The sequence below is a fragment of the Neobacillus sp. PS2-9 genome (assembly GCF_030915525.1).
GTDB lineage: Bacteria > Bacillota > Bacilli > Bacillales > Cytobacillaceae > Neobacillus.
In genome coordinates this window covers 4,376,416-4,401,081 of record NZ_CP133269.1, presented here as the reverse complement: position 1 = coordinate 4,401,081, position 24,666 = coordinate 4,376,416, and the positions used below count along the sequence as shown (strand labels likewise).

Sequence of the window (24,666 nt, the reverse complement as noted above, 5' to 3'; positions counted from 1 at the left end):
AATTTTTCAGTAAAATATAGTGGTTTTTGTGGTAATATATAATTCAAGCAACTATAATGACTGTGAGTACAATTTCCTATAGTAAACTCATAAAGTGGAGGGGAACTCATGTTAAAAAAGGTATTCGCCATGTTGATTTCTTTTCTATTCATGGCATCATTTGGAACAAGCACATTTGCAGCAGAAACCAAAAGTACTGATTATGACAAAGTAATGGCTTCCATCGAAAAAACGAATTATGAAATCGAGCAAAAAATTGCAAAAGCAGTCAGCGACGCAGATAAACTTGAAGCAAAGTACATAACTGATATCCAAAAGATTGATGAAGGCGACAAACGATATAATGAAAGAACAGAAAAATATAATAACGATCTCGATAAATTAATAACCGATTTATATACTACAACATTGAAAATGTCTACTGATGCAATCAATAAGGCAGCAGAATGGGGCATCCAAGCAGAAGCGTACTGGACACTTGTGGAAATTGGGGGCAGGTGGGTTTGGATTGACCCAATTCGAGTTTGTCATTAAGAAACTGGGGGTTTTTTAATGAAGGGTCTATTCCTTGGATCGAAAGAAAAATTTTTAGAAAAAGTTATTGATTCAACTTCAGAATTTAGTTTGATTGCCAAAGGTGATGGATCGGAGGTAATAATACAAACTATTAGTGGAGGAAAAACCTTTTATGTCTTTCCAGGTGATGAGCCTGAAACAATGGAATTTTTTTTTATACTAGATGGGGAATGTGTTTATGAAGAAAATGATACTGAAATTCACTTAAAAACAGGTGATTATTTTTATATCCATCATCTTGAAGAAGCTACTTATTTTAAAGCTCTAACAAATATGAAGCTTATTTGGTTTACCACTCAGCCAGCCTTTCACTTCATAAGCAGAAGCATTTATGAACTAACAAAAATCGTTAAACAAATAGAACATAAAGACAAATATACCTATCAACATAGCGCAAGGGTTCAAACCTATTCAATTAGACTTGCTAAACAATTACAACTTTCTAAAGAAAAATTAGAAAATCTTTACTTTGCTTCCTTGTTTCACGACATAGGAAAAATTAATGTTCCAGAAGAAATACTAAACAAACCTAGAAGACTCACGAATGATGAATATGAAATATTAAAAAAGCATTCAGCGGATGGCTGTGAAATGGTGAAATCCACCTATTATTCTCATATCGGAGAAATTATCTTACAGCATCATGAACGGCTGGATGGTTCGGGATACCCTAATGGACTTAAAGGTGACCAAATACTCCTTGAAGCTCAAATCATAGGAATTACTGATACATATGATGCGATGACATCGGATAGAGTGTATAGAAAAGGAATGACCCCAGCTCTAGCCATAACAGAATTAAAAAAATTGTCAGGTCGTTATTACCAAGCATCTATTGTTGAAGCATTTGAAAAAGTACTAATTATGGACGGGAAACTTAAAGAAGAAGACTTAAAACAAGTTCCAAGCTAATAAGGAACTTGTTTTTTTGGCTTATAATTGATTCATAACCTAATTTTGATTAAACTAAGTAACAAATGTAAAGATAATGTGGTGAGTATTAATGGAGAACCAAGTTGAAGGAACCTATGATATTATGGAGGTCTGCTTACTTGCTGGAAAAATCATGCTCCAAAGCGGTGGAGAGACGTATCGAGTGGAAGATACTATGATGCGCATAGCCGCAGCCTTTGGAATTCATACGACACATAGCTATGTGACCCCAACTGGAATCATATTTTCAGCTGAAGGTACAGAACCAACTAAAACGAAGCTCATTCGAATTTCAGAGCGGTCCACGGATTTAAAAAAGGTGGCCATGGTAAATAGCATTTCTAGAAGTATCAGCAGTGGTGAAATGAATATAAATGAAGCATTAAAGCAATTAAAAGAAATTGACTCCTTAGATGTGACTTTTCCCTTTAAGTATCAGGTGGCAGCTGCTTCATTAGCTAGCGGTTGCTTTATGATTATGTTTAATGGCGGGTGGAATGATTTTCTTCCTTCAATGCTCTCAGGAGGCTTGGGCTATCTAAGTTTTGTATACTTTCATCGTTTTGTTCCAATTAAGTTTTTCTCGGAATTTTTAGCCTCGTTTGTTATTGGCTTACTATCTGTATTACTTGTCAAACTGGGTTTAGGAGATCAATTAGATAAAATTATTATTGGCTCTGTTATGACGTTGGTGCCAGGGCTATTAGTAACCAATGCAATTAGAGATTTAATGGCAGGGCATTTAGTATCTGGTTTATCCAAAGGGGCAGAAGCATTTCTAACAGCATTTGCCATTGGAGCAGGCATTGCCGTTGTGTTATCGTTTTTATAAAGGTGGCTTGAATGAACTTGGAAATTCTAGGTCAATTAATAACAAGTTTTTTAGCAACAGGAGCCTTTGGCATCCTTTTTAATGCACCAAAAGAGACTTTGGTTAAATGTGGGTTGATTGGAATGGGTGGCTGGTTAATTTACTATCTACTCGAGAGATATTCTAATGATGCCATTTTTGCTACATTAGCTGCCACGATTTTTATTGCGGTTCTGAGTCAGGAATTAGCTAAGTTTTACAAAACTCCAGTCATTATCTTTAGTGTGGCAGGGTTAATCCCTTTAGTACCAGGGGGTCTAGCCTATGATGCTATGCGGAACTTTGTGGAGAATAATTACAATGCAGCATTAGGCTCTGCAGCAAAAGTATTGATGCTGGCAGGAGCTATTGCCTTCGGCTTAGTTTTTTCTGAGGTAATTAATCAAGTCATTCGAAAAATTAATCAAAGCAGGATATGAATATTCTTATTTTCCCCCTTAGTTAAAAAAACTGAGGGGATTTTCTTAAGGATAAGTTAAGGTATAATAATTATGATAATTTGGAAAAGTTTTTCCTTTATCCATTTAGTAATGTTTGGTAATGTTATATAGTAGTATTTTACTAGTTTGCTTGTTGCTTACAAAGACTATCATAAGGAATGGTATATTCGTCTATGAAAAAATTGTTATTCGTTATTATTATACTAATCATATCTTTTATAGGAGCAAATACAATTTTTGCAGGTAAATTTAACTGGCAGGATGTCGTTCAATTGAAAGAAGTGGTGCGAACAAAGTCTACGGATGTTGAACCACAAAAGGAGACTGAGCCACTAACAGCAAATAAAGAAGTCCTACAAGAAGAAGCAGAGCCAGTAAATGAAGTGAAATTAACCAATACAGAGCCAAGTATTCCGGATAATATCATGCTGGATGTACCATTGCTTAATCAAATGGACGCACCCAAGCTTTATAATGGGTGTGAGGTTACAAGTTTAGCGATGATTCTAAACTATCATGGGGTTAAAGTGACAAAAAATGATTTAGCTGAAAATATTAAAACAGTTCCGTTAACCTATAATAATGGGAAAAAGGGAAATCCAAATGCTGGCTTCGTGGGAAATATGGCAAAGGGTCCTGGACTGGGTGTTTACAACGGGCCCATATTAGAATTGGCTCAGAAATATGTGGGTGATCGTGCAGTGAACTTAACCAATCACCGATTCGAGGATATATTAAAAAAGGTCGGCCAAGGGCTACCCGTATGGATTATTACTACTTCAACCTTTGCGCCAGTCTCTGTTTTTCAAACGTGGGATACGCCACAGGGAAAAATTGATATTACGTTTAGTGAACATAGTGTTGCCATCACAGGCTATGATGAAACTCATATTTACGTAAATGACCCTTATGGAGTCAAAAATAGAAAATTGAACCGTGAAAACTTCATTAAAGCTTGGGAGCAAATGGGCAAGCAAGCGATTGTTATAGAGAAATAAAAAATCTAAAGATATATTTATATATTTTTAAAAAAAGATTCTCCTGCCACAGTACTTATGCTGTGGTTTTTTTGTTTTTAATAGAGGAGAATCATCTATTGTATAAGACTTTTAGAAAAATCAAATTTTTCCTTTACCAAATCAAAAAATCCAATTATAGTAAAATTAAGATACAATAAAATTACAATAGTAAAAACTAACCTATTGGTCGACAATTTGTGATTCTAAGTAACACTTTTTTCATTATTCGATTTACTTTTGAGATGTCCTTATAGAAGGAACCATAATAGTACCTGTTATAAAAAAGGGGAGCTTATAACATGGAGTTAAAAAAGGGTATGGTATTAAAAGAGGATATTTATTCCTTAACGGGTGTATTGCTTTTAAAGAAGGGAACTGTATTAAAAGATGACCACATGCATTATTTGAGTCGACATAAGATTCAAATACAGGAGTACGACCAACCAAAGGATTTAATAGGAAAAAAATTTGGCGAACTAAATGAAGTAGTTTATAGAAGTGTTTATTCATCCGTCCAGGAGTTACAAAGAAGTATTAGTGGAAAATCAAAACTCGATGACAATGAGATTCAGGAAATGGTTGATACATTTCAAGAATTACATGAGGAGTTTGCCATAAAGGACATTGGGGTTTTAGAGTTAATGGAAAGATTCTCTGAGGATGAGTATTTATTTAAGCATTCCATTAATGTTGGTTTAATAGCTAGTAAAATAGGAAGAATACTAAAATTATCGGAAAAGCATCAACAATTCTTAGCCAGTATGGGTCTGTTTCATGATGTCGGGAAGTTTAAAATTGATCCAATGATTTTAAATAAGCCCTCTAGGTTAACAGATGGAGAATTTAATCTGATTAAACAACATCCAAAGCTCGGATACGATCTACTGTCGAAAACTTCTTTACATCCGCTCATCTTAGAAGGAGTTTTAAAGCACCATGAACGATTAAATGGTACCGGATATCCCAATCGTTTAAATGGAGACAGTATTCCTTTTTTTATCCGGATCCTCTCTGTAGCAGATACTTTTGATGCTATTTGTTCAAATCGGGTATATAGGAGTTCTATGTCAATCTTTTACGCAGTTGATGAATTAATTAAGGAAGTTAAACAGAATCGTCTTGATGAAGCGATTGTTTTACCATTTACTAATTCTTTAATGGAATTGGCCAAAGGAAAGAAAATTACCCTTCGAAATGGTAAAGTTGGTGAGATTCTACATATAGACTTTAAATATCCAAACCAGCCAATATTAGAAATACAAGGTTTCAAGCCTTTAAACCTTCAAAAAGAAAACTTAACATTGAACCAAGTTGCCAATATGTAAAAGTGGTCAAAATTGGACGAAGGCAGAGGAAATGAAATTCCTCTGCCTTCTTAGCTCTGATTCATTTAGAATCCATATTGTAACTTGTGAATGCTAGTCTTATTAAAGACAGTAACTAACTGTCTAGCTAATCGCGCTCTCAGGCGCTTCGCTTTTCTGTTCGCAAGTAAAAACTTATATATAATCATTGTTTGTTATAAACAAATTTGCCGCGGTTATTCTTCCACCTGATGGTTTTGTACCTAAACGACGTAAGCCCTACCTCTCTTACATCCTAACGGCTCCGAAGCCGATCCAGTGTGAATAAGTTTTTATATTAAAACATAAGCAGAATGCCAGAAATAAATTCTTACATTGCGTAATCTTATAATTCCAAGTTACCTGTGTGCGAAGCACAAACACTAATATTACAGGAATTAACATTGTTTGTCAACACCTAAACTAAAGTAGTTTTTGCTAAACGGTACGAATAAGGAATCATTTTATTAGAAGGCTTTGTTAAAGTTGTCTGTTGATTTCCGTTCCAGGCACTTCGCTTTCCGCGGGCGTTCCGGGAGCCTCCTCGTCGTTCCTCCTGCGGGGTCTCCCGAGACCGCTACTCCCGCAGGAGTCTTCGCGCCTTCCACTCCAATCAACAGGGTATAAAAATCAACAATGTTCTTTAACACAGCCTATTAGAAAACGATTAGTAATAATTGATAAAGGAATATAGCAACTATTAATAGAAGTAATAGTAAAAAACAATGAACGGGGATGAGTTGGATGGAGGGTTTTGATTATAAAAGTTATGACGGGTTAGGAATAGCTGACTTGATTAAAAAGAAGGAAATTCAACCAAAAGAAGTGCTGACTGAAGCTATTCATACGATAGAAAAACATAATCCCCAATTAAATGCCGTTATTAATAGGTTTTATGAAAAGGCTGAAAAAGAAGCTGAGAATGTGGATATAAACGGTACATTTGCGGGAGTACCGATGCTTCTTAAAGATATTGCTCAAGAAGTGCAGGGTGAAAAAATAACCTCAGGTTCAAGGGCTTTGCAAACCTATCGAGCTAAAGTAGATTCAGAATATGTTAAACAACTAAGAAAAACAGGTGCGTTGTTTGTGGGGCAAACCAATGTACCAGAATTTGCTTTGATGGGGATTACTGAGCCCGAGTATTACGGCCCCACTCGGAATCCGTGGAATTTGAATCATACACCAGGTGGCTCTAGTGGAGGTTCGGCAGCAGCTGTGGCAAGTGGAATGGTCCCCATTGCAGGGGCTAATGATGGTGGTGGATCCATTCGTATACCAGGAGCCTATTGTGGATTGTTTGGAATAAAACCCACACGTGGGAGGACCCCGGTTGGTCCTACTTATGCAAGGCATTGGCAGGGAGCATCAGTAGACCATATTCTCTCAAGAACGGTGAGAGATAGCGCGGCAATCCTTGATGAGATTCGGATCCATGAGAAATATGCGGCTTTTTACGCTCCCCCATTTGAAGGTAACTATCTGCAACTGGTACAAGAAGCACCAAGTAGTAAATGGACCATCGCCTTTTCTGTAAAATCACCCCTTGGAAATGTGATTGACAATGATTGTAAAGAAGCAGTACTGAAAACAGCCAAGCTTTTAGAGTCGATGGGACATCAGGTGGTCGAAGTCGACGTACCGGTTGATGGTAGAAAAATAGCAAAGAGCTATTTGACCATGTACTTTGGAGAAGTGGCCGCTGGGCTAGCAGCCCTTGAAGACGTTCTTGGCAGGAAAGCGAAAATGGCGGATGTAGAATCGACAACATGGATGCTTGGATTAGTGGGAAAAGCGACATCAGCGGAGGAATTTGTTTTAGGTATTAGAGAATGGGATAAGGCTGCTATTCAAATGGAACATTTTCATGAGACATATGATTTGCTACTCACACCGACAACGGCTTCGCCACCCGCAAAGATTGGTGAACTTGAACCAAGTAAATCGGAAAAGGCGGCACTTCAGTTTGCAGGGAAGCTTTCCTTAGGAAGGTTGATGAAAAAAGCAGGCATCGTTGAACAAGTGGCAGAAAAAAATTTAGAAAGAACACCTTTTACACAACTTGCTAATTTAACTGGCCAGCCTGCTATGACCGTGCCCATTCATCTGACATCTGATGGACTACCGGTTGGGGTGCAATTCATGGCAGCCAAAGGTAGAGAGGATTTCCTTTTTTCACTGGCAGGTCAGTTGGAACTTACGGATGATTGGGTGCCTGTGCAAAGCAATCCATTTTATATGAAAAAAGAGTAGGGGATCACTATGCTATTTTTTAGAAAGCTGTTTATAACTGCGACCAAGTATCGGTACAGAACGCTAATTCTCGTTACTACATTTTATATTTTGATAAATGCAGCAGTTATGAGAATGCTCGAACCCAAAACATTTGAAAACACCTTTCACGCAGTTTGGTGGATTCTGACGACAATGACGACTGTTGGCTACGGAGATGTTTATCCAACGACACAGCTCGGAAGAATATGGGCGATGGTAATCGTATATACGGCTGGAATCGGACTTTTCGGTGTATTAATTGGAGTGATTGTTGATGCTGTTTCCCAGTACAAACAAATGAAGGAGGAAGGAAGAATGACATTTAGAGGAACGAACCATTATGTCATTATTGGCTGGACGGCTAAGAGTAAAAATACCATTAATGAACTTTTTCTCGGCGATTCCAAAACGGAAATCGTTCTAATAGATGAATTAGAAAAAACACCCTATGAACATGAGCGGTTTCTATATATCCAGGGAAGTCCAACCGATGAAGAAACGCTAAGAAGAGCAGGGATTGAAAAATCGAAAGCGGTATTATTGTTTGCAGTTGATGGGATTGATAACCCAGACCTAGCAGATGGAAAAACACTTTTAGTGGCTTCTTCTATTGAGCGTTATGACGAAGGCACAGAAAGTAATATCTATACGATTGCTGAAATATTAAACGAAAAGCATGTCGGTAATTTTAAACATGTGAAAATCGATGAGTTCATTCTTTCTCACGAATCTGTATCTAATCTGATGGCGAAATCGGCACAAACAAAAGGCGCAAGCCATCTCTTTACCCAACTTTTAAGCCGTAAGGACGGGGACGGGGGAAGTGATTTATGGGAAGTGAAAGTAAGAGCGGAATGGTTAACCTACGGAATGGCTTATGATTTTCTAAAAGAAAAAGGGGCACAGTTGATAGCCGACCGTGATGATTTACAAATACTCAAAAAATGGAATGAACCAATTCCTAGGGATGCAAGGTTATTTGTGATCTGTGATAAAGTAACATTTCAAAAACTATAAAAAAAACGCATCCTCGGATTAACGGGTTCCGTTACATGTCACAGAAGTCCAAAATGTATATTAAAATGACCATCAATTTGTATATGAATTTGATGGTCATTTTTTATTGATATAACGCGAAAAATAATAAAGATAGGCGTGAAACTGTTGTTTAATTTGTATTTCAAAAAGTAAGGTTACTGAGATTTCTGTAACCTTGCAAATTAGACTGAAAAATGCGGTGTTTTTTATTTACAAATTCACGTTTTCTATGGCCTTGGATCTGTTGTTACTTATTGTGTTCATTATCGCGTAGGTATGAGAATTAAATAGGCGGAGAATTTCCGGCTAATGACTAAAGAGAAAGCTTAAGGAGCAGAAATAAGCTGAAAAATTCCGGTTAACTGGTCAAAATAAGACAAAATCAAGAGATCTTGGATCATATAAGCGGAAAATCTCCCCTTATTTTTAAGGAAATATGGATATTTCCCAATTTAAGTGGAATTTATCCGTTTATTTTTCAAACACAATGAAATCAACATTCAGTTATAACTAATCCTTGGCCTAAATGGCTCTTTGTAATGTACTTACATTACAAAAAGCCCTGCATTTTGCAGGATAAAATGTATAACAAAATGCAATTTTATAAAATGTGACAGGTATCTGAACCCGTTATCCTCGAATCCGTTTTTTAATAGGTCAAACAGCCTGCGATGACAACTCCGATGGAGACTGACAAAAACATTAGAAACAACCCAACTGCCTGGTTATCTTCTTCGATGCTTTGCATAACGTTAAAACGTGGCGTAAGCCATTCTGCCAAGTAAAAAACAATAATTTGGGCAACAATTCCAATCGCTCCCCATATGGCCATATCCCCTAAAGAGATAGAATTAGCAGCAGTGGAATACAAAACAATGGCTAAACCCAGTAGTCTGCCTCCAAGGACATAACTCGCTGCTTTATTTCCTTTTGCCATCAAGGAAAATTCCTTTACTTTTGTTGTTACTTCCATCAGCACAAGTCCTACTAACAAGAGACCAAGTGAAACTACTAAGTATAATAAAAAATTCTCCATACTCATTCCCCTTTACTTCATTATAAGAAAGTTAAAATTCGACTTCGAGAAATGTCCAGCTCCAGCGCCTAGCCCCTCGGGTCAAATAACCTTCTGCAAAAAAAGTCAAAGAGCGACTTATTTTGCAGAAGAACATTTGCCTGTCGGGGCTGATCAAGGCGCTTGCGCTTTTCTTATTCCAACTGGCAAGAAATACGACTCGTTCCCTGTGATTTTCCCTCCAGCACGGACCCCTATGCTGCTTGCTTTTCCAGCAATAAGGAATGCGCCAAAAACGTAAGATAATTCTTCCACTCCCTTTTCCGTTTCCAATGAAACAGTGGGAAGTGGCACATACGCTTGGTAGACTGGCAGTTCTTCCTTATACGTTTGATAGTCATTCTGAATCGTCAACTGAGATTGTTGATCCCAAATCGTAACGGTGTCTCCTTCTCTGCCAAGGGATGGTTTTTTTACAAAGGAACTTCTTCCTTCAAAAAAGTCTGCTTCAAGATACGTTGGGAGCATATAGTCCTTAATCCACTTCTGCTCGTCGTCTGTATAAAAGGCACCGTTCTCAGCTAATCCCCAAATTAAACTCTGAATGGATTTGGGTTGAAGAAGGAAGGATGAAACAGGATTCAGAATAGAAAGCTTTCCAGCTTTCACGAGCTGCAGTAATTCGATTCCAATTAAATCTCCAGTTTCAGGATCACGGTCCTCCACTAAGTGTTCAAGTGGGTAGGTTTGTCGGTATAAAACATCAATAGGCATACCATCGGGGTCAAGTAAAGCATCGTCAGTAATCTGAAGAGCGGACAATGGAACCATCTTATTTTCAACCTGACAGAGTGCGCTTAAATAGCTTGTGGTCTGCCAATCCTCTATGTGGTCAACATGAGCGGTAAACACAATATTAGGTGAACTTTTTCCCTGTGAAGCTTCTATCACGGCTTTGGTAATACCGGATGACAGGAGGCGTTCTTCTTTTTCATTTGGATTAATCATGCCGAATTCACTGCATGCTTTTCCATTCACATGAAAACATTCAACGATAAAGGTGGGAGTATCGCTGTTGAATTCAAGCAATTTGAGTTCATGATCCGTAACGGCAAAATCAAAGCGGGAGATCACCGATTCTGGAAAAAGGCTTTTTAATCTAAGAAACGGAAGACTTGATCTAGGGTAACCCAATTGAAGTAGTTGCTCGTCTGAAAGGCTCCGAAGCAGGCGTGCGGTTTTGAAAAAAACGGCCCCCATACGTTCAGTTGCCTCCTTTAAGCGACAGACCGTTTGTTCACTAATGGGTAAAACATGATAAAGACTGTATTCGCTTCCGTATATATTGGACCAGAAGGATGGTATTTGTGAATAAAAGGCTTTCCGTTTTTCTGCATAAGATGACATGGTTATCCTCCAAACCCACCCTTGGAGCCACTGCCAAATCCACCTTTAAAGGTCGAAGAGGATCGATAGGATTTATAGGATTTTGATTTTAAGAGAGAAGATTTATTGCTAAAATAACCTCCTCCGTAATAGTAATGATGATAATGACTAGAGTGGGTATCATCACATTGCCAAACCCCTTGGTCATCATCCCATTCCCAATCTTGACAGCTGGGATCATCCGGCTGCGGTGGAAGATCGTCTGAACAACCAGAAAGTGTTCCGGCAATAAGTGAGGAGAGAACTCCAGTTACCAACCATTGGGTTTTCTTCACCTTCTCACGCTCCTTTATTTGTATATAATATTATTATAGAAGGTAATGTCAGGAAAACAATGCGAAAATTTGAAAGTGAAAGAAAGAGGGCTGGATAGATGAGATTAGAGTATCGACTTGACGACGCTTATAAAAAATACCCTGCATTATGGAATTATCTACATTTGTCGACGGCTGAAGCTGTAGCAAGAATGACCTGCGAATTTTTTGTTAAGGAAGGAGAAACCTATTCTGTTACGGCGACTGCTATAGATCCAGACGGTACAATAGTGTTATATGTTCAAAAAGAACTGTTTCCAAAGGACGCAGCTGAACCAGTTTATTCTCACATAGGCCTAGAAATTAGAGAAATCACATTAGTTGGTTCAACCCTAGTTGAAAAAAGAGACATGTGGGAGCATGAAGAGGTTTTGCCGACCCTTCATTCTGATGCAATTTATATCCAAAGGAATGGTAAATTTATGGAGTTTGTTCTGGATTCAAGAGAGATAGATGAAGATCGTAAATCCTATGTGTATTACGGAAAATTTTCGGGGGAAAGCAGATAACTTTTATAGTAAAACTTTCATAGAAAAAAAGGAAAGTGACGATTTTTGTCGTATTGTTAACTTAAATAGAAGGTTATCCATGGAGGAATGACAATGCTGGCAGAAAAACTCCTTTTGAATGTATTAATTACGATCGCACCAGTCCTACTATCCAGTACTCTAATGGATAATAACCGAAAATTTAAATCTCCCTATTTATGTGGTTTCTTACAAAGTATTGCCGCAATAACCTGTATGCTTTTCTCGTATGCAAACTATGGCTTTCATTGGGACCTTCGCTATGTTCCGCTTGTAGTAGCAATACTTTATGGGGGCCCTGTGGCGGGAGGAATCGTATTATCTAGTATTATTGGAACTCGCTTGATTTTGGGCGGCGGTACCATGGTTTTTGGACTTACCAATTCGGTCTTAACGGCTCTAATTCCATTTCTCTTTTATAAACGTTTTTGGAGGTACTCTCCAAATAAGAGAGTGGTACTTACTATGCTTGTGGGTTTTTGGTCATTGACCCTTTGTTTTCTTTCTCTTAGTATATTTCGCTATTTAGAGGGTAATTTTTTTAAACTGGATTTTAATATTCCTGACCTTCTGCTCGTTGGACTAATTCAAACATTAGCACTTGGTCTCGCGGCTAAGCTGAATGAGGGAATAGTCGAAAGGAATAAGATGAAAAAGGAGATTCAGCGGGCCGAAAAGTTAAATACGCTAGGTGAACTGGCGGCTTCTATTGCTCACGAGGTTCGGAATCCTTTAACGGTTGTAAAAGGATTTTTGCAATTAATGCAGCAAGAAGAATCAGGGAAAAATTATCAGTATCTTTCTCTAGTCTTAAATGAGTTAGCACGCGCAGAGTTGATTATTAATGATTATTTAAATTTCGCCAAGCCTCAATTTGAGAAAATAGAAGAGTTTTCGTTAAAAGAAGTGCTAGCAGAAGTGGTGGTTCTCATGGAACCACTTGCCGCAAAGCAAGGAGTGCAGCTTGAAAGTGAATTGGAGTCTATTACTTTCACTCTTGTGACTGATCGAAATCAATTTAAGCAAGCACTAGTTAATCTAATAAAGAACGGGATTGAAGCAACTTCAGAAGGTGGAAAAGTAACGGTTCATTCCAAATCAGACAATCACCATGCAATGGTAAAGATTGCTGATACAGGTAAAGGAATGACGGAAGAGCAACTCGCGAGGATTGGGACCTTGTTTTATACGACAAAGGACAAGGGGACCGGACTTGGTACTTCCGTTTCTTTAAAAATAATTGAAACTATGCACGGAAAAGTCTCCTATCACAGTGTACTGGGAGTAGGCACAGAGGTAACGATGATGCTGCCAATTGGAAAAAAACAACAGTTTTTATCTAAAGAAACCGCTAGCTAGTCTTAAAGACAGCTAGCTTATTTTTTTGGTATAGTAATAGAGTACAAATACCGTTTTCACTTATTGGAAAAGATGAAGGGTGAGATCATATGGTTGAATTATTACCTCTCATGCTGGAACGTGTAGGGATTTTAATTATTGTTGCTTTCGTCCTCTCGAGGATGAAGTCATTTCGTCAAATTATTCATAATGAACATGACATTTCTGCAAAGGTTGTTATGATTATCATATTTGGAACTTTTGGGGTTATTAGTAACTATACGGGTGTAAGAATTGGACATGGGACCATTACATCCCAAGAATGGCTTACTAATATGGATAGTGAAAGTGCCATTGCGAATACAAGAATCATGGGTGTCACGATTGGCGGCTTATTAGGTGGTCCTATCGTTGGGATTGGAGTGGGCTTAATTGCCGGTTTGCATCGGTTAACTTTAGGTGGCTTTACTGCTACCGCTTGTGCCATTTCTACTATTTCCGCAGGAGTTGTTACCGGATTTTTAAGTAAACGCTTTAATGTTCAAGAAGGATTATCACCATGGAAAGCAGTTATGATTGGTATAACCATGGAATTTGCTCAAATGGGGGTCATTCTTCTACTGGCAAAACCTTATGAGGAAGCACTCCATCTTGTGGAGGTTATAGCTTTTCCTATGATTGCTATCAATGGATTTGGAACACTTCTGTTTGTGTTAATTATTCAGGAAATCCTTCAAGAACAGGAGCGTACGCGCGCTCTTCAAACGCACAAGGCATTATACATTGCCAATCAGACGCTTCCGTTTTTTCGGCAAGGTTTAAATGTAGATTCCTGCACTAAAGCGGCAGAAATTATATTAAATTGGACAAACGCTGATGCCATTTCCATTACGGATCAGTCTTATGTACTTGCCCATGTAGGGGCTGCTTCCGATCACCATATCCCATTGGGAAATATGGCGACAGAATTAACGAAAAAGGTACTTGAACAAGGAAACATAAGGATTGCAAAAACTGCTAATGAAATTCAATGCTTTAATCCGAGCTGTCCTTTGGAAGCGGCTATCGTATTACCCCTTCAGGTCCACACGAAAACAGTAGGGACATTAAAGCTGTATTTCACTGATTCGAGGAAGCTTGATCGGGTAGAGCAAGAGCTAGCCGAAGGTCTAGGGAAACTTTTCTCTGTTCAATTAGAAATGGCAGAGTTAGAAGTACAAAGAAGACTATTAAAGGATGCAGAGATTAAAGCTTTACAAGCACAGGTTCATCCTCATTTCCTGTTTAATGCAATCAATACGATTTCTAGTCTTATTCGAACGGACACAGATAAAGCTAGAAGTCTATTAATTAAACTAAGTACCTTTTTCCGTAGCAATCTCCAAGGAGCTCGGCAGATGTTAATTCCACTTGATAAAGAATTGGAGCATGTGGAGGCATATTTATCCATTGAGCAGGCTCGTTTTCCAGATCGCTACAGTGTTGAGCTAGAAATTGATGAAGCCTTAAAAAAAATCCTTATCCCTCCTTTTACACTGCAACCGCTTGTTGAAAACGCCATACGTTATGCGTTTCCAAAAGCAAAAAATGGTACAGTAAAGGTTAGGGCTTTTCAAGAAGGTGACTTGATGGTTCTCTTAACTGAAGATAATGGAAAGGGAATTCCACCTGAAAGGTTAGGGACACTTGGTAACCAAACGATTGATTCAGTAAAAGGCACAGGAACCGCACTTTGGAATATAAAAAAACGAATAGAAGAAATTTATGGGCATACGGCATCTTTTCAAATTGAAAGTAAACTAGACGGTGGGACAAAGGTATGGATTAAGCTGCCATTAACGCAGCAGAAGTGGGGTGAGGATGTTGTTACGAGCGTTTATCGTTGATGATGAACCATTGGCCAGGGATGAGTTAGCCTATCTTTTAAAGCGAAGTAAACAGGTGGAATTAGCTGGTGAGGCGAGCGGAGTGGAAGACGCGATAGATAAAATAGAAAACCTTGATATTGACGTGGTTTTTCTAGATATTCAGCTTGCTGATGAAAGCGGAATGGAGATTGCCAGCCGTATTAATAAACTGGATTACCCTCCTTTGATGGTATTTGCCACTGCATATGATGAGTATGCTTTAAAGGCATTTGAATTAAATGCGGCTGATTATATATTAAAACCTTTTGATGAAAAAAGAGTGCAGCAAACCATTGAGAAGCTGTTGAAACTTTTGGGGAGCAAAGAGCCGAATATTCAAGTACCATCAAAGGCAGGCTTATTTTCAAACACGGAAAAACTGGCTCTAACAGTTGATGAGAAAATTATATTAGTAAACGTTAATGACATCCTGTATATTAGCACGAATGAGGGCAAAACAATCATTGCAACTGGAAAACAAAAGTACGTGGTGAATGAACCTTTAGTTACCTTTGAGAGGAAACTACAAAACTCTCAAATTATTCGTGTCCATCGATCGTTTTTAGTCAGTATTAATTGGATTATAGAGATTGAGCCCTGGTTTAATTCTACCTATAATCTGATCATGTCAGACGGGGAGAAGGTTCCGGTCAGCAGAACGTATACAAAAGAATTGAAACAGCTGCTTGGTTTTTAAGCAGCTGTTTTTTGCATTTCAAGTCTATAAGAAAGTACCCTTTGTGCATTGGATAATCGGATTGGAAGGTGATTTCCATCTTTTGTAGAATTCCTTGTTAAATTTGTAGAATAAATTGAAATTTTGTAGAATGCACTCTCGAATTTGTAGAATAACTCAAGGAATCAGCCTTTTTAAGGTTTAATTGGAAATAATTTCCATCTTATAGAATTCCTCTTGTTTTTTGTAGAATAAATTAAAATTTTGTAGAATTCCTCCCTTATATTGTAGAATTCTTCGTTCAATATATGGCTATTTCTTTCTCAATTTAACTCTAAAATAAAAAACCATGAAATCGACCTCTTTTCCTCTCAAAATGTGGCAAGAGATGAAGTTCTCTCCCAAGCTATAGGTGCCTTTTGGCCTTTATAATTGCATTTCAATCTAGCATTCTTGTTTTTCAAGCCCGTATTTCTACCTTTCATCCTGAAAACCCTATGTTAGCGTTTTCTTAAAGTATGATAATAGCAGAAAGAAACAAATAGGGAGGCTGAAGAAATGAATGCGGTTTCAATTGTAATCGGTTCCATTTGTATTTTAATGATTGCTTATCGCTTATATGGTACTTTCATGACAGCTAAGGTTTTAAAGTTAGATGATTCAAAACCTACACCTGCACATGAGTTAAATGATGGAAAGGACTACGTTCCAACAAATAAATGGGTCACATTTGGTCACCACTTTGCAGCGATCGCAGCTGCTGGACCCCTTGTAGGTCCTATTCTCGCTGCACAATTTGGTTATTTGCCAGGTTTACTTTGGCTATTAATTGGTGCAGTAATTGGTGGAGCGGTCCATGATGCAGTTGTTTTATTTGCATCGATGCAGAAAAAAGGAAAATCTTTATCAGAAGTAGCAAAAGAAGAACTCGGACCAGTTGCTGGTTTTTGTACAGGACTTGCCATGTTGTTTATTATCACGATCACAATGGCTGGACTTTCGATGGTTGTCCTTCATGCCCTTGAAAATAATCCATGGGGTACGTTCTCTGTTGGAATCACGATTCCAATTGCGATGTTCGTTGGGATTGCATATAAGAAAACTGGTAACTTGAAATTAACATCCACAATCGGTTTTATCCTTGTTATGGTTGGCGTTTTTGTAGGTCCATCCATCCAACATACTGTTTTAGGTGATTGGCTGACATTAGATACAAAGACATTAGCTATTATTCTACCAATCTATGCTTTCTTTGCAGCGGCATTGCCAGTATGGTTATTGCTTGCACCGCGTGATTATTTAAGCAGCTTTATGAAAATCGGGGTATTTATTGCTCTAATCATTGGTGTTTTCATTATCAATCCAAGTATTGAAATGCCTGCATTTACGAAATTTACTTCAGGCGGCGGCCCTGTCCTAGGTGGACCTGTTTGGCCATTCATCTCTATCACTATTGCTTGTGGAGCGATTTCAGGATTCCACGCATTTGTTGGCTCAGGAACTACTCCGAAAATGCTAGATCGTTGGTCAGATATTAAGGTCGTAGGTTTTGGAGCGATGTTAGTTGAATGTGTGGTAGGAATTATGGCTCTAATCGCTGCAACTTCTCTTCAACCAGCCGATTATTTTGCTATTAACTCAACACCAGAAGTGTTCAAAACACTTGGAATGAATGTTGTAGAGTTACCGAAGTTAGCGGATGAAATTGGGATTAACCTTGAAGGAAGAACAGGCGGTGCGGTTACACTAGCAGTTGGTATGACATACATCTTCACAGGTATTCCTTGGTTTGCGAAACTATCATCTTACTTTTTCCAATTTGTTATTATGTTTGAAGCAGTATTTATCTTAACTGCTATTGACTCGGGTACTCGTGTAGCGCGTTATTTAATTCAGGACTTTTTCGGAGAGTTTTATAAGCCGTTAAAGAAAACAGACTGGCTTCCAGGATCCATCTTTGCTAGTGCGTTAGCATGCTTCATGTGGGGATACTTATTATTCTCAGGTGACATCGGGTCTGTTTGGGCACTGTTTGGAGTTTCCAATCAGTTGATGGCATCAATCGGTCTGATTGTTGGGGCAACCGTTATTCTGAGAATTGCAGATAAACGACGTTATATGCTTACCTGCCTCATCCCGCTTTCCTATTTATTTGTTACGGTAAATTATGCTGGATATTGGATGGTAAAGAATGTCTACCTTAATTCAGCAGCAGCGGGTTATAGCGTATTAAATGGAATTCTATCCATTATTATGCTGGCGCTTGGAGTCATAATAATGGTAACAGCTATTAAGAAATGGATTAATATGTGGAACTCTCCACGGGTTCAACTTGAAACAAAAGTAGCTTAATAGATTCCTACAAAAAGGATGATATGGAGGGAAATTTCCCCTTGTATCATCCTTTTTTTATTGCATTTTTCGTAAACTTTGTTTCTCTCATTCTCTGATTCATCAGCTAGATCTAAAACAACTCCGGACATAGTAGGAGTAAAAAGCAGCAACATTGTCAGAAGGTAAGGTAACTACGTCTACTTTTCACTTAAGAGAGAGCAAGAAAGTCGAAGTAGACGGATCCTACGTCTACTTTTCACTTAAGAGAAAGCAAGAAAGTCGAAGTAGACGGCTCCTACGTCTACTTTTCACTTAAGAGAGAGCAAGAAAGTCGAAGTAGACGGATCCTACGTCTACTTTTCACTGAAAAGAAAGCGAGAAAGTCGATGTAGAAGGTTTCTACGTCTACTTTTCACTGAAAAGAAGGCGAGAAAGTCGAAGTAGACGGATCCTACGTCTACTTTTCACTGAAAAGAAGGCGAGAAAGTCGAAGTAGACGGCTCCTACGTCTACTTTTCACTTAAGAGAAAGCAAGAAAGTCGATGTAGGCGGCTTCTACGTCTACTACTGACAGAGTAGAAGGAACAAACAGTAACATTGATCGGAAGTCAAAACAACTTCCTAACAACTTGTATGGTTTCAGATGGGGCTAATGTTTTGTTATATAAGTAATAAAGTCAGAGTCTTTAATGGAAAACATAACGATGATTTACATATAAAAAGTATTTTAATCTACTAGAATAATAAATTTTGGCGTTTTAGATATTGATGTAATTAATTTACAAGGAATTACTTTCAAATTATTTTATTTTTCAAAATATATTGCTTTTTGTGTAAAATAAATATATTATTTCGATATAGATTTTTTAAATGTTTTTTCAGAAAATTTAATTAGTTTTTTCAGGGGGATTACCTATGAATTTATTTAGAAAGAAGTCGATTCAGGCTCTTATTCAAGAAGCAGGTCAAAAAGATGTGACCTTAAAAAAGGAATTAGGAGCCTTTGATTTATCTATGCTAGGTATTGGAGCAATTATTGGTACGGGAATCTTTGTTCTAACAGGAGTCGCGGCTGCTGAACATGCGGGGCCTGCATTAATCCTTTCCTTCATATTATCCGGATTGGCATGTGTATTTGCTGCACTTTGTTATGCAGAATTCGCTTCAACTGTTCCTGTATCAGGGAGTGCGTATACGTATAGTTATGCTACCTTTGGAGAACTCATTGCTTGGATTTTAGGGTGGGATTTAATTCTCGAATATGGACTCGCTTCATCCGCAGTTGCCAGTGGCTGGTCCGGTTATTTTCAAGGACTGCTTGCAGGTTTCGGAATTCATTTCCCCAAAGCCTTAACCAGTGCTTACGATCCAGCAAACGGGACGTTTATTGATGTTCCAGCTATTATTATTGTTTTTGTTATTACTCTACTTTTAACACAAGGTGTAAAAAAATCAGCTCGTTTTAACACGATTATGGTAATTATTAAGCTAGCGGTTGTGCTTTTATTTATTGGTGTGGGTGCATGGTATGTGAAGCCAGGAAACTGGACTCCATTTATGCCGTTTGGTTTTTCCGGTGTAACCACGGGTGCGGCAACAGTATTCTTTGCCTATATTGGCTTTGATGCGGTATCTACGGCAGCGGAGGAAGTAAAAAATCCACAGAAAAATATGCCCATTGGAATTATCGCTTCCCTGCTTGTGTGTACTGTTCTTTATATTATTGTTTCTGCGATTTTAACTGGAATTGTGCCTTACCAACTCCTTGACGTGAAAAACCCGGTTTCATTTGCACTTAACTATATCCATCAAGATTGGGTGGCTGGCTTTATTTCTCTTGGAGCCATTGCAGGGATTACTACTGTATTACTTGTTATGCTTTATGGGCAATCACGTTTATTTTATGCCATCAGCCGTGATGGATTATTGCCAAAGGTTTTCTCAAAGGTAGATAAAAAGAAGCAAGCACCTACTGTTAATTCATGGATCACTTGTCTATTAGTTTCTTTCTTTGCTGGTTTAGTGCCGTTAGGAAGACTGGCAGAGTTGGTTAATATGGGTACATTATTTGCCTTTATGACGGTATCAATTGGGATTTTATATCTTCGTAAAAATAAGCAAGCACCAAAAACGGGATTCCGTGTACCATTTGTTCCATATATTCCGATTCTTGCATTCGTTTTCTGTGGATACTTAGCACTTCAGCTACCAGCAGTATCTTGGATCAGCTTTGGCATTTGGCTCGTAATCGGATTGTTTGTATACTTTGGATACGGGCGTCGGCACTCAACCTTGAACATCTCTAGTAACCAAATGAGAAAAGTAAGTTAATTGTTATAAAAAGACAAGGGCCTGCAATTGTTTGCAGGTTTTTTTGTGGTATTTAATCGAAAAATGTCGAATTTCAGTGATTCTTATTAGATTAATCCTAAAATAATTTGGGGGATGATGATAGAATAAAATTAAGTTTAAAAGAAATATATAGAATTTAAGGGAGTCGCACAATGAAAGACTATATCAAGAACCCCCAATTAATTGTGGAAGAGAAGAAAGCAGTAAGATTATTCTTATGGTTATTTTATATTGTTTATTTTTCATTTGATCTTTTTACTTATTACTTATTCCCAAACTCATTAAAAAATAATAAGGTTGGGAATCCAGAAGAAGGATTAGGCTTTTGGATTTATTTGTTTATTATTGCTATTTTACCTATTGCTATATGGATTATGAAAAAGGGCAACATATATCTAGTAAAATACATCTATTTCTATAGTTATGTTTGTTTAGATTTAATTAATTCACTAAAAATTTATTTAGGAAGTACAGAACCATTTGCAAGTGGACATATAGTGGAGGTTTTATTTGTTCTTTTTTGTCCGGTTTTTGTAAGTAAAAAGTATTTTTGGACCGTCACATTGGGGATGATTAGCAAGTATATAATTCTAGGAGTTATTTTACAGGATATTCAGGTAATTGTTCCAACAGTTATTTATGCAATATTAACAGGAATTGCTTACGTTATCTTAGTTCGGTTTTATTCATATATCCAATCTTTAACTAGTGTTCACGATGAACTCCTACAAAAAGAAAGGTTAGCAGTTATTGGGCAAATGGCTGCAACTATCGGGCATGAAATACGTAATCCCCTATCATCACTAAAGGGATTTACACAACTTCAACAGGAACAATATCCAAATACAAATGATTTCTACCCCATTATGATTCAGGAAATTGACCGGATAAATTCTATTGTTAATGATTTAATGTATATTAGTAAACCTAGGACTATCAGTTTTGAAAAGGCTAGTATTGAGGAAATTATATCGTATACTCTATCAATCACCCAGCATCAAGTTGAAAGACAAGGGATTACAGTCGAAACCATCATAGATAGTTCGTTACCTCTGATTGATTGTGATAGTAAACAACTAAAACAGGTATTCTTAAATTTAATTAAAAATGCTATCGAAGCAATGCCTGAAGGAGGTAATATAAACATAAAAGTAAAGGTTGAAAAACAGAAGATGTACATCTGCATCCAGGATGAAGGTTATGGCATTAAGGATGAGAACATTCCTAAACTAGGTGAACCGTTTTTCACAACGAAAAAGGACGGGACAGGGTTAGGGTTATTAGTGACCAATCAAGTAATTAAAGAACATTCAGGTGAATTGAACATACAAAGTGAACCAAAACAGGGCACAAATGTGAATATCATATTGCCAATTCATCAGAATTAAATATATTAATTAGCAAGTTAATTACCGTATAAAATTAATATGAAGAGGACCTGCAATGGATTGCAGGTCCTTTTGTTACATATAATCGAAAAATGTCGAAATTTAGCGCAGTTTTTCGAATTTATTGTCAAATATTTGGAGGAAAGATGATAAAATAGGATTAAGTATGATTGAACTATATTTATAACTCGAGGGAGTAACAAAATGAAAGAGAGCATCAAGAGTCCCCAATTAATATTAGAAGAAAGGAAAGCAGTAAAGCTATTTTTGTGGTCATTTTATATTGTATATCTTTCATTTGACATTCTAGTATACTACATACTACCTAAAACTCTAAAAAGTGAAAAAATGGGAAGTCCTGGAGAAGGATTGGGGTATTGGATTTATGTTTTATTAATCATTCTTTTACCGATAGCGATGTGGATTGCTAAAAAAGGAAATCTATATCTAGTTAAATATATCTATATCTTTAGCTATTTAGGTATAGATTTTATTAATACTCTAATCATTTTCGTAGGTAATCCTAAACATTATACCAGTGGGCATTTAATAGAGGTTTTATTTGTTCTATTTTGTCCGATTTTTGTGAGCAAAAAATATTTTTGGACGGTTTCAATAGGAATGGTTGGGAAATATTTAATCTTAGGATTAATCCTGCATGATTTTCAGGTGTTCATTTCAATAGTAATATATTCAATTCTATCTGCAATTGCTTATGTTATGCTGATACGGTTTTACTCGTATATAAAATCCTTAACAAATGTTCACGAAGAACTACGTAAAAAGGAAAAGTTAGCTGTTATTGGACAAATGGCTGCAGCTATTGGTCATGAAATACGTAATCCCCTATCATCCCTAAAAGGATTTACACAGCTACAGCAAGAAAGATACCCAAATACAAACGATTTCTATCCCATCATGATTCAAGAAATTGATAGGATTAACTCAATTGTTAATGATTTGATGTACATTGGTAAACCTAGAGCAGTCAAATTCGAAAAAGCTAGTATTGAGGAAATTATCGCTTATACACTATCAATCACCCAACAGCAGGCTGAGAGACAAGGGATTAAAGTTGAAACAATCATGGCTGGGCCTTTACCGCCCATTGATTGTGATAGTAATCAACTAAAACAAGTATTCTTGAATTTGATCAAAAATGCTATAGAAGCAATGCCTGATGGGGGATGTATAAAAATAAATGTAAAAGTTGTAGAAAAACAGAAAATGCACATTTCTATTCAAGATGAAGGGTGTGGAATAAAGGATGAAAACATTCTTAATTTAGGAGAACCGTTTTTTACAACAAAAGAAGATGGAACGGGGCTAGGCTTGCTGGTAACCAATCAAATTGTTAAAGAACACTTAGGAAAACTTAAAATTGAAAGTGAACCTGAAAAAGGGACCTCCGTGGAAGTGATATTACCTATTATCCATAGGTAAAGAGATTTAGGTAAATTGGTAATATTATACAACGTTTGATGAAATATTTCTATTTTATACATAAATCTTGTTGATTTACTGGTATTTAAATGAATACAAATGTTTTATAATGTAGGAAAGTGTCAAAAAGTATATATATTTAGTGTAGATTTGTGCTATTAAAACTATGACTACCCTAACGAGAGGTTTACTAATGAAAAAATTGATAGATCCTAACATAAGAAATGAAGAAGCTCAGACGTTAAAATGGTTTTTAATTTTATTTTATATTATTACTTTATCCTTTGATTTAGTGTTTAACATCATCACTCCAAAAGATAATACATCAGGGAAAATTGTATACTGGGTATATTTAATCATGTTTGCATTAATCCCAATAGCGAAATACCTCATTAAAAAGCAAAAATCAAATTATGTAAAATATATATATTTTATTAGTTATATTTTCATCACATTTATTAACGAAGCTATTACTTATAGTGGTCACGCAAATGACTATAGAGGTGGTAGTGCAGGAGAAATTTACTGGCTATTACTATCTCCTATTTTTGTAAGTAAGCCTTTTATGATAGTTGCGTCAGTTGGATTACTTTTGAAATATGTTGTTATTGGATTAGTTATTAAACCCCCAATTGTTTATGTAGGAATATTATTAGTTTGTACATTATCTGTATTTTCATTTGTTTTATTATCACGTTTCCAAGCTTATGTAAATGCAATAAAAACATCGTATGATCAACAACTTACTGGTATTGTAAAGGGAGTTATTGCTACACTTGAGCTTAAAGACCCTTATACAAGGGGCCATAGTGAACGTGTGGCGAGCTATGCTCTCGAACTAGCAAGAGCCACTGAAAGATATTCGGAAGAAGAGTTAAAGTCGTTTGAATTTGCTTGTCTACTTCATGATATTGGGAAGATTCATATTCCAGATCAAATCTTGATGAAACCTACGAAACTTACAAATGAAGAATATGAAATTATTAAATCTCATACAAATGTTGGAGCAGAAGCAGTTTCAAAAGTTATTCAATTAAATAGTAGTATCGAAGTTATTCGCTCACATCATGAACGTTGGGATGGTAAGGGGTATCCAGACCAATTAAAAGGTGAGAATATTCCATTTCTTGCCCGAGTTGCAGCAGTAGCAGATGCATTTGATGCAATGACATCCAATCGATCTTATAGATACGCATTATCCATTGAAGAAGCGTACAAACGGATAGTAGATGGTAGGGGTACCCAGTTTGATCCTGAATTGGTGGATTTATTTCAACAGACTTATCCATCATGGGAAAAACTCCATGATAAATCTGTTAAAGAGATAAATGAAGAAATTTCATTAGTCAAGTAAGATTTTAGTTTAAGGAGGTGATTTTCTTTGAAAATCCGTAAATTAAAAAAGATTAGGGTGACAGGTTGTTGGATTTGT

General features: G+C 36.9%; 20 protein-coding genes. 17 read left to right on the top strand and 3 right to left on the bottom strand.

The annotated features are described in order from the left end of the window. The first annotated feature begins 108 nt into the window (after positions 1-108). From RCG25_RS22025 to RCG25_RS21990, 8 genes are all read left to right on the top strand, one after another. Positions 109-534 carry a hypothetical protein gene (locus RCG25_RS22025; protein WP_308080954.1) on the top strand — a complete coding sequence of 142 codons (426 nt, stop codon included), beginning with the start codon at positions 109-111 and terminating at the stop codon, positions 532-534. 18 nt (positions 535-552) lie between these two features. After that, complete coding sequence (locus RCG25_RS22020; protein WP_308080953.1) at positions 553-1,488, top strand: HD-GYP domain-containing protein; 936 nt, start codon at positions 553-555, stop codon at positions 1,486-1,488. A gap of 91 nt (positions 1,489-1,579) precedes the next feature. Further along, complete coding sequence (locus RCG25_RS22015) at positions 1,580-2,341, top strand: threonine/serine exporter family protein (RefSeq protein ID WP_308080952.1); 762 nt, start codon at positions 1,580-1,582, stop codon at positions 2,339-2,341. A gap of 17 nt (positions 2,342-2,358) precedes the next feature. Further along, positions 2,359-2,799 (top strand): threonine/serine exporter family protein, encoded by a 441-nt coding sequence (locus RCG25_RS22010; RefSeq protein ID WP_308084248.1) that lies wholly within the window; start codon positions 2,359-2,361, stop codon positions 2,797-2,799. Between the two features lie 194 nt (positions 2,800-2,993). Further along, positions 2,994-3,818, top strand: a complete 825-nt coding sequence (locus RCG25_RS22005) for a C39 family peptidase (RefSeq protein WP_308080951.1) — start codon at positions 2,994-2,996, stop codon at positions 3,816-3,818. A 320-nt stretch (positions 3,819-4,138) separates the two neighbouring features. Further along, positions 4,139-5,164, top strand: coding sequence for an HD-GYP domain-containing protein (locus tag RCG25_RS22000; protein ID WP_308080950.1), 1,026 nt, complete (start codon positions 4,139-4,141; stop codon positions 5,162-5,164). 762 nt (positions 5,165-5,926) lie between these two features. Next, positions 5,927-7,435, top strand: coding sequence for an amidase family protein (locus tag RCG25_RS21995; protein WP_308080949.1), 1,509 nt, complete (start codon positions 5,927-5,929; stop codon positions 7,433-7,435). Between the two features lie 9 nt (positions 7,436-7,444). Further along, positions 7,445-8,473: an ion channel gene (locus RCG25_RS21990; RefSeq protein ID WP_308080948.1), complete on the top strand. Its 1,029-nt coding sequence runs from the start codon at positions 7,445-7,447 to the stop codon at positions 8,471-8,473. 670 nt (positions 8,474-9,143) lie between these two features. Here RCG25_RS21990 and RCG25_RS21985 read toward each other — a convergent pair. The 3 genes from RCG25_RS21985 to RCG25_RS21975 form a co-directional block, all read right to left on the bottom strand. After that, positions 9,144-9,530: a DUF350 domain-containing protein gene (locus RCG25_RS21985; protein ID WP_308080947.1), complete on the bottom strand. Its 387-nt coding sequence runs from the start codon at positions 9,528-9,530 to the stop codon at positions 9,144-9,146. A 153-nt stretch (positions 9,531-9,683) separates the two neighbouring features. Then, a complete protein-coding gene (locus tag RCG25_RS21980) occupies positions 9,684-10,916 on the bottom strand; it encodes a glutathionylspermidine synthase family protein (RefSeq protein ID WP_308080946.1) in 1,233 nt (410 codons plus the stop codon). Positions 10,917-10,918: 2 nt separating this feature from the next. Further along, complete coding sequence (locus tag RCG25_RS21975; protein ID WP_308080945.1) at positions 10,919-11,230, bottom strand: hypothetical protein; 312 nt, start codon at positions 11,228-11,230, stop codon at positions 10,919-10,921. Positions 11,231-11,328: 98 nt separating this feature from the next. On the opposite strand from RCG25_RS21975, the gene RCG25_RS21970 reads away from it, so the two are divergent. From RCG25_RS21970 to RCG25_RS21930, 9 genes are all read left to right on the top strand, one after another. Continuing rightward, positions 11,329-11,778 (top strand): hypothetical protein, encoded by a 450-nt coding sequence (locus RCG25_RS21970; RefSeq protein WP_308080944.1) that lies wholly within the window; start codon positions 11,329-11,331, stop codon positions 11,776-11,778. Between the two features lie 93 nt (positions 11,779-11,871). Then, the gene (locus RCG25_RS21965; protein WP_308080943.1) at positions 11,872-13,155 is read left to right on the top strand and encodes an ATP-binding protein; all 1,284 of its coding nucleotides are present in this window, start codon (positions 11,872-11,874) and stop codon (positions 13,153-13,155) included. 89 nt (positions 13,156-13,244) lie between these two features. Then, the gene (locus RCG25_RS21960) at positions 13,245-15,020 is read left to right on the top strand and encodes a LytS/YhcK type 5TM receptor domain-containing protein (protein WP_308080942.1); all 1,776 of its coding nucleotides are present in this window, start codon (positions 13,245-13,247) and stop codon (positions 15,018-15,020) included. After that, positions 14,998-15,738: a LytR/AlgR family response regulator transcription factor gene (locus RCG25_RS21955; protein WP_308084247.1), complete on the top strand. Its 741-nt coding sequence runs from the start codon at positions 14,998-15,000 to the stop codon at positions 15,736-15,738. The genes RCG25_RS21960 and RCG25_RS21955 overlap by 23 nt, the downstream gene beginning before the upstream one ends. Before the next feature lie 537 nt (positions 15,739-16,275). Next, a complete protein-coding gene (gene cstA / locus RCG25_RS21950; protein WP_308080941.1) occupies positions 16,276-18,069 on the top strand; it encodes a carbon starvation protein CstA in 1,794 nt (597 codons plus the stop codon). Positions 18,070-18,966: 897 nt separating this feature from the next. After that, on the top strand, positions 18,967-20,382 hold the full coding sequence (locus tag RCG25_RS21945; protein ID WP_308080940.1) for a branched-chain amino acid transporter BcaP: 1,416 nt from the start codon (positions 18,967-18,969) through the stop codon (positions 20,380-20,382). A 173-nt stretch (positions 20,383-20,555) separates the two neighbouring features. Beyond that, entirely contained in the window at positions 20,556-21,791 is a 1,236-nt protein-coding gene (locus RCG25_RS21940; RefSeq protein ID WP_308080939.1) for an ATP-binding protein, read from the top strand. Positions 21,792-21,995: 204 nt separating this feature from the next. After that, positions 21,996-23,234 (top strand): ATP-binding protein, encoded by a 1,239-nt coding sequence (locus tag RCG25_RS21935; RefSeq protein ID WP_308080938.1) that lies wholly within the window; start codon positions 21,996-21,998, stop codon positions 23,232-23,234. 193 nt (positions 23,235-23,427) lie between these two features. Next, on the top strand, positions 23,428-24,588 hold the full coding sequence (locus RCG25_RS21930; protein WP_308080937.1) for an HD-GYP domain-containing protein: 1,161 nt from the start codon (positions 23,428-23,430) through the stop codon (positions 24,586-24,588). The last annotated feature ends 78 nt before the right edge of the window (positions 24,589-24,666 follow it).

Coding starts and splice junctions, on each gene's coding strand:
- RCG25_RS22025 (WP_308080954.1), top strand. CDS start 109: ATGTTAAAAAAGGTATTCGCCATGTTGATTTCTTTTCTATTCATGGCA.
- RCG25_RS22020 (WP_308080953.1), top strand. CDS start 553: ATGAAGGGTCTATTCCTTGGATCGAAAGAAAAATTTTTAGAAAAAGTT.
- RCG25_RS22015 (WP_308080952.1), top strand. CDS start 1,580: ATGGAGAACCAAGTTGAAGGAACCTATGATATTATGGAGGTCTGCTTA.
- RCG25_RS22005 (WP_308080951.1), top strand. CDS start 2,994: ATGAAAAAATTGTTATTCGTTATTATTATACTAATCATATCTTTTATA.
- RCG25_RS22000 (WP_308080950.1), top strand. CDS start 4,139: ATGGAGTTAAAAAAGGGTATGGTATTAAAAGAGGATATTTATTCCTTA.
- RCG25_RS21995 (WP_308080949.1), top strand. CDS start 5,927: ATGGAGGGTTTTGATTATAAAAGTTATGACGGGTTAGGAATAGCTGAC.
- RCG25_RS21990 (WP_308080948.1), top strand. CDS start 7,445: ATGCTATTTTTTAGAAAGCTGTTTATAACTGCGACCAAGTATCGGTAC.
- RCG25_RS21985 (WP_308080947.1), bottom strand. CDS start 9,530: ATGGAGAATTTTTTATTATACTTAGTAGTTTCACTTGGTCTCTTGTTA.
- RCG25_RS21980 (WP_308080946.1), bottom strand. CDS start 10,916: ATGTCATCTTATGCAGAAAAACGGAAAGCCTTTTATTCACAAATACCA.
- RCG25_RS21970 (WP_308080944.1), top strand. CDS start 11,329: ATGAGATTAGAGTATCGACTTGACGACGCTTATAAAAAATACCCTGCA.
- RCG25_RS21965 (WP_308080943.1), top strand. CDS start 11,872: ATGCTGGCAGAAAAACTCCTTTTGAATGTATTAATTACGATCGCACCA.
- RCG25_RS21960 (WP_308080942.1), top strand. CDS start 13,245: ATGGTTGAATTATTACCTCTCATGCTGGAACGTGTAGGGATTTTAATT.
- cstA (WP_308080941.1), top strand. CDS start 16,276: ATGAATGCGGTTTCAATTGTAATCGGTTCCATTTGTATTTTAATGATT.
- RCG25_RS21945 (WP_308080940.1), top strand. CDS start 18,967: ATGAATTTATTTAGAAAGAAGTCGATTCAGGCTCTTATTCAAGAAGCA.
- RCG25_RS21940 (WP_308080939.1), top strand. CDS start 20,556: ATGAAAGACTATATCAAGAACCCCCAATTAATTGTGGAAGAGAAGAAA.
- RCG25_RS21935 (WP_308080938.1), top strand. CDS start 21,996: ATGAAAGAGAGCATCAAGAGTCCCCAATTAATATTAGAAGAAAGGAAA.
- RCG25_RS21930 (WP_308080937.1), top strand. CDS start 23,428: ATGAAAAAATTGATAGATCCTAACATAAGAAATGAAGAAGCTCAGACG.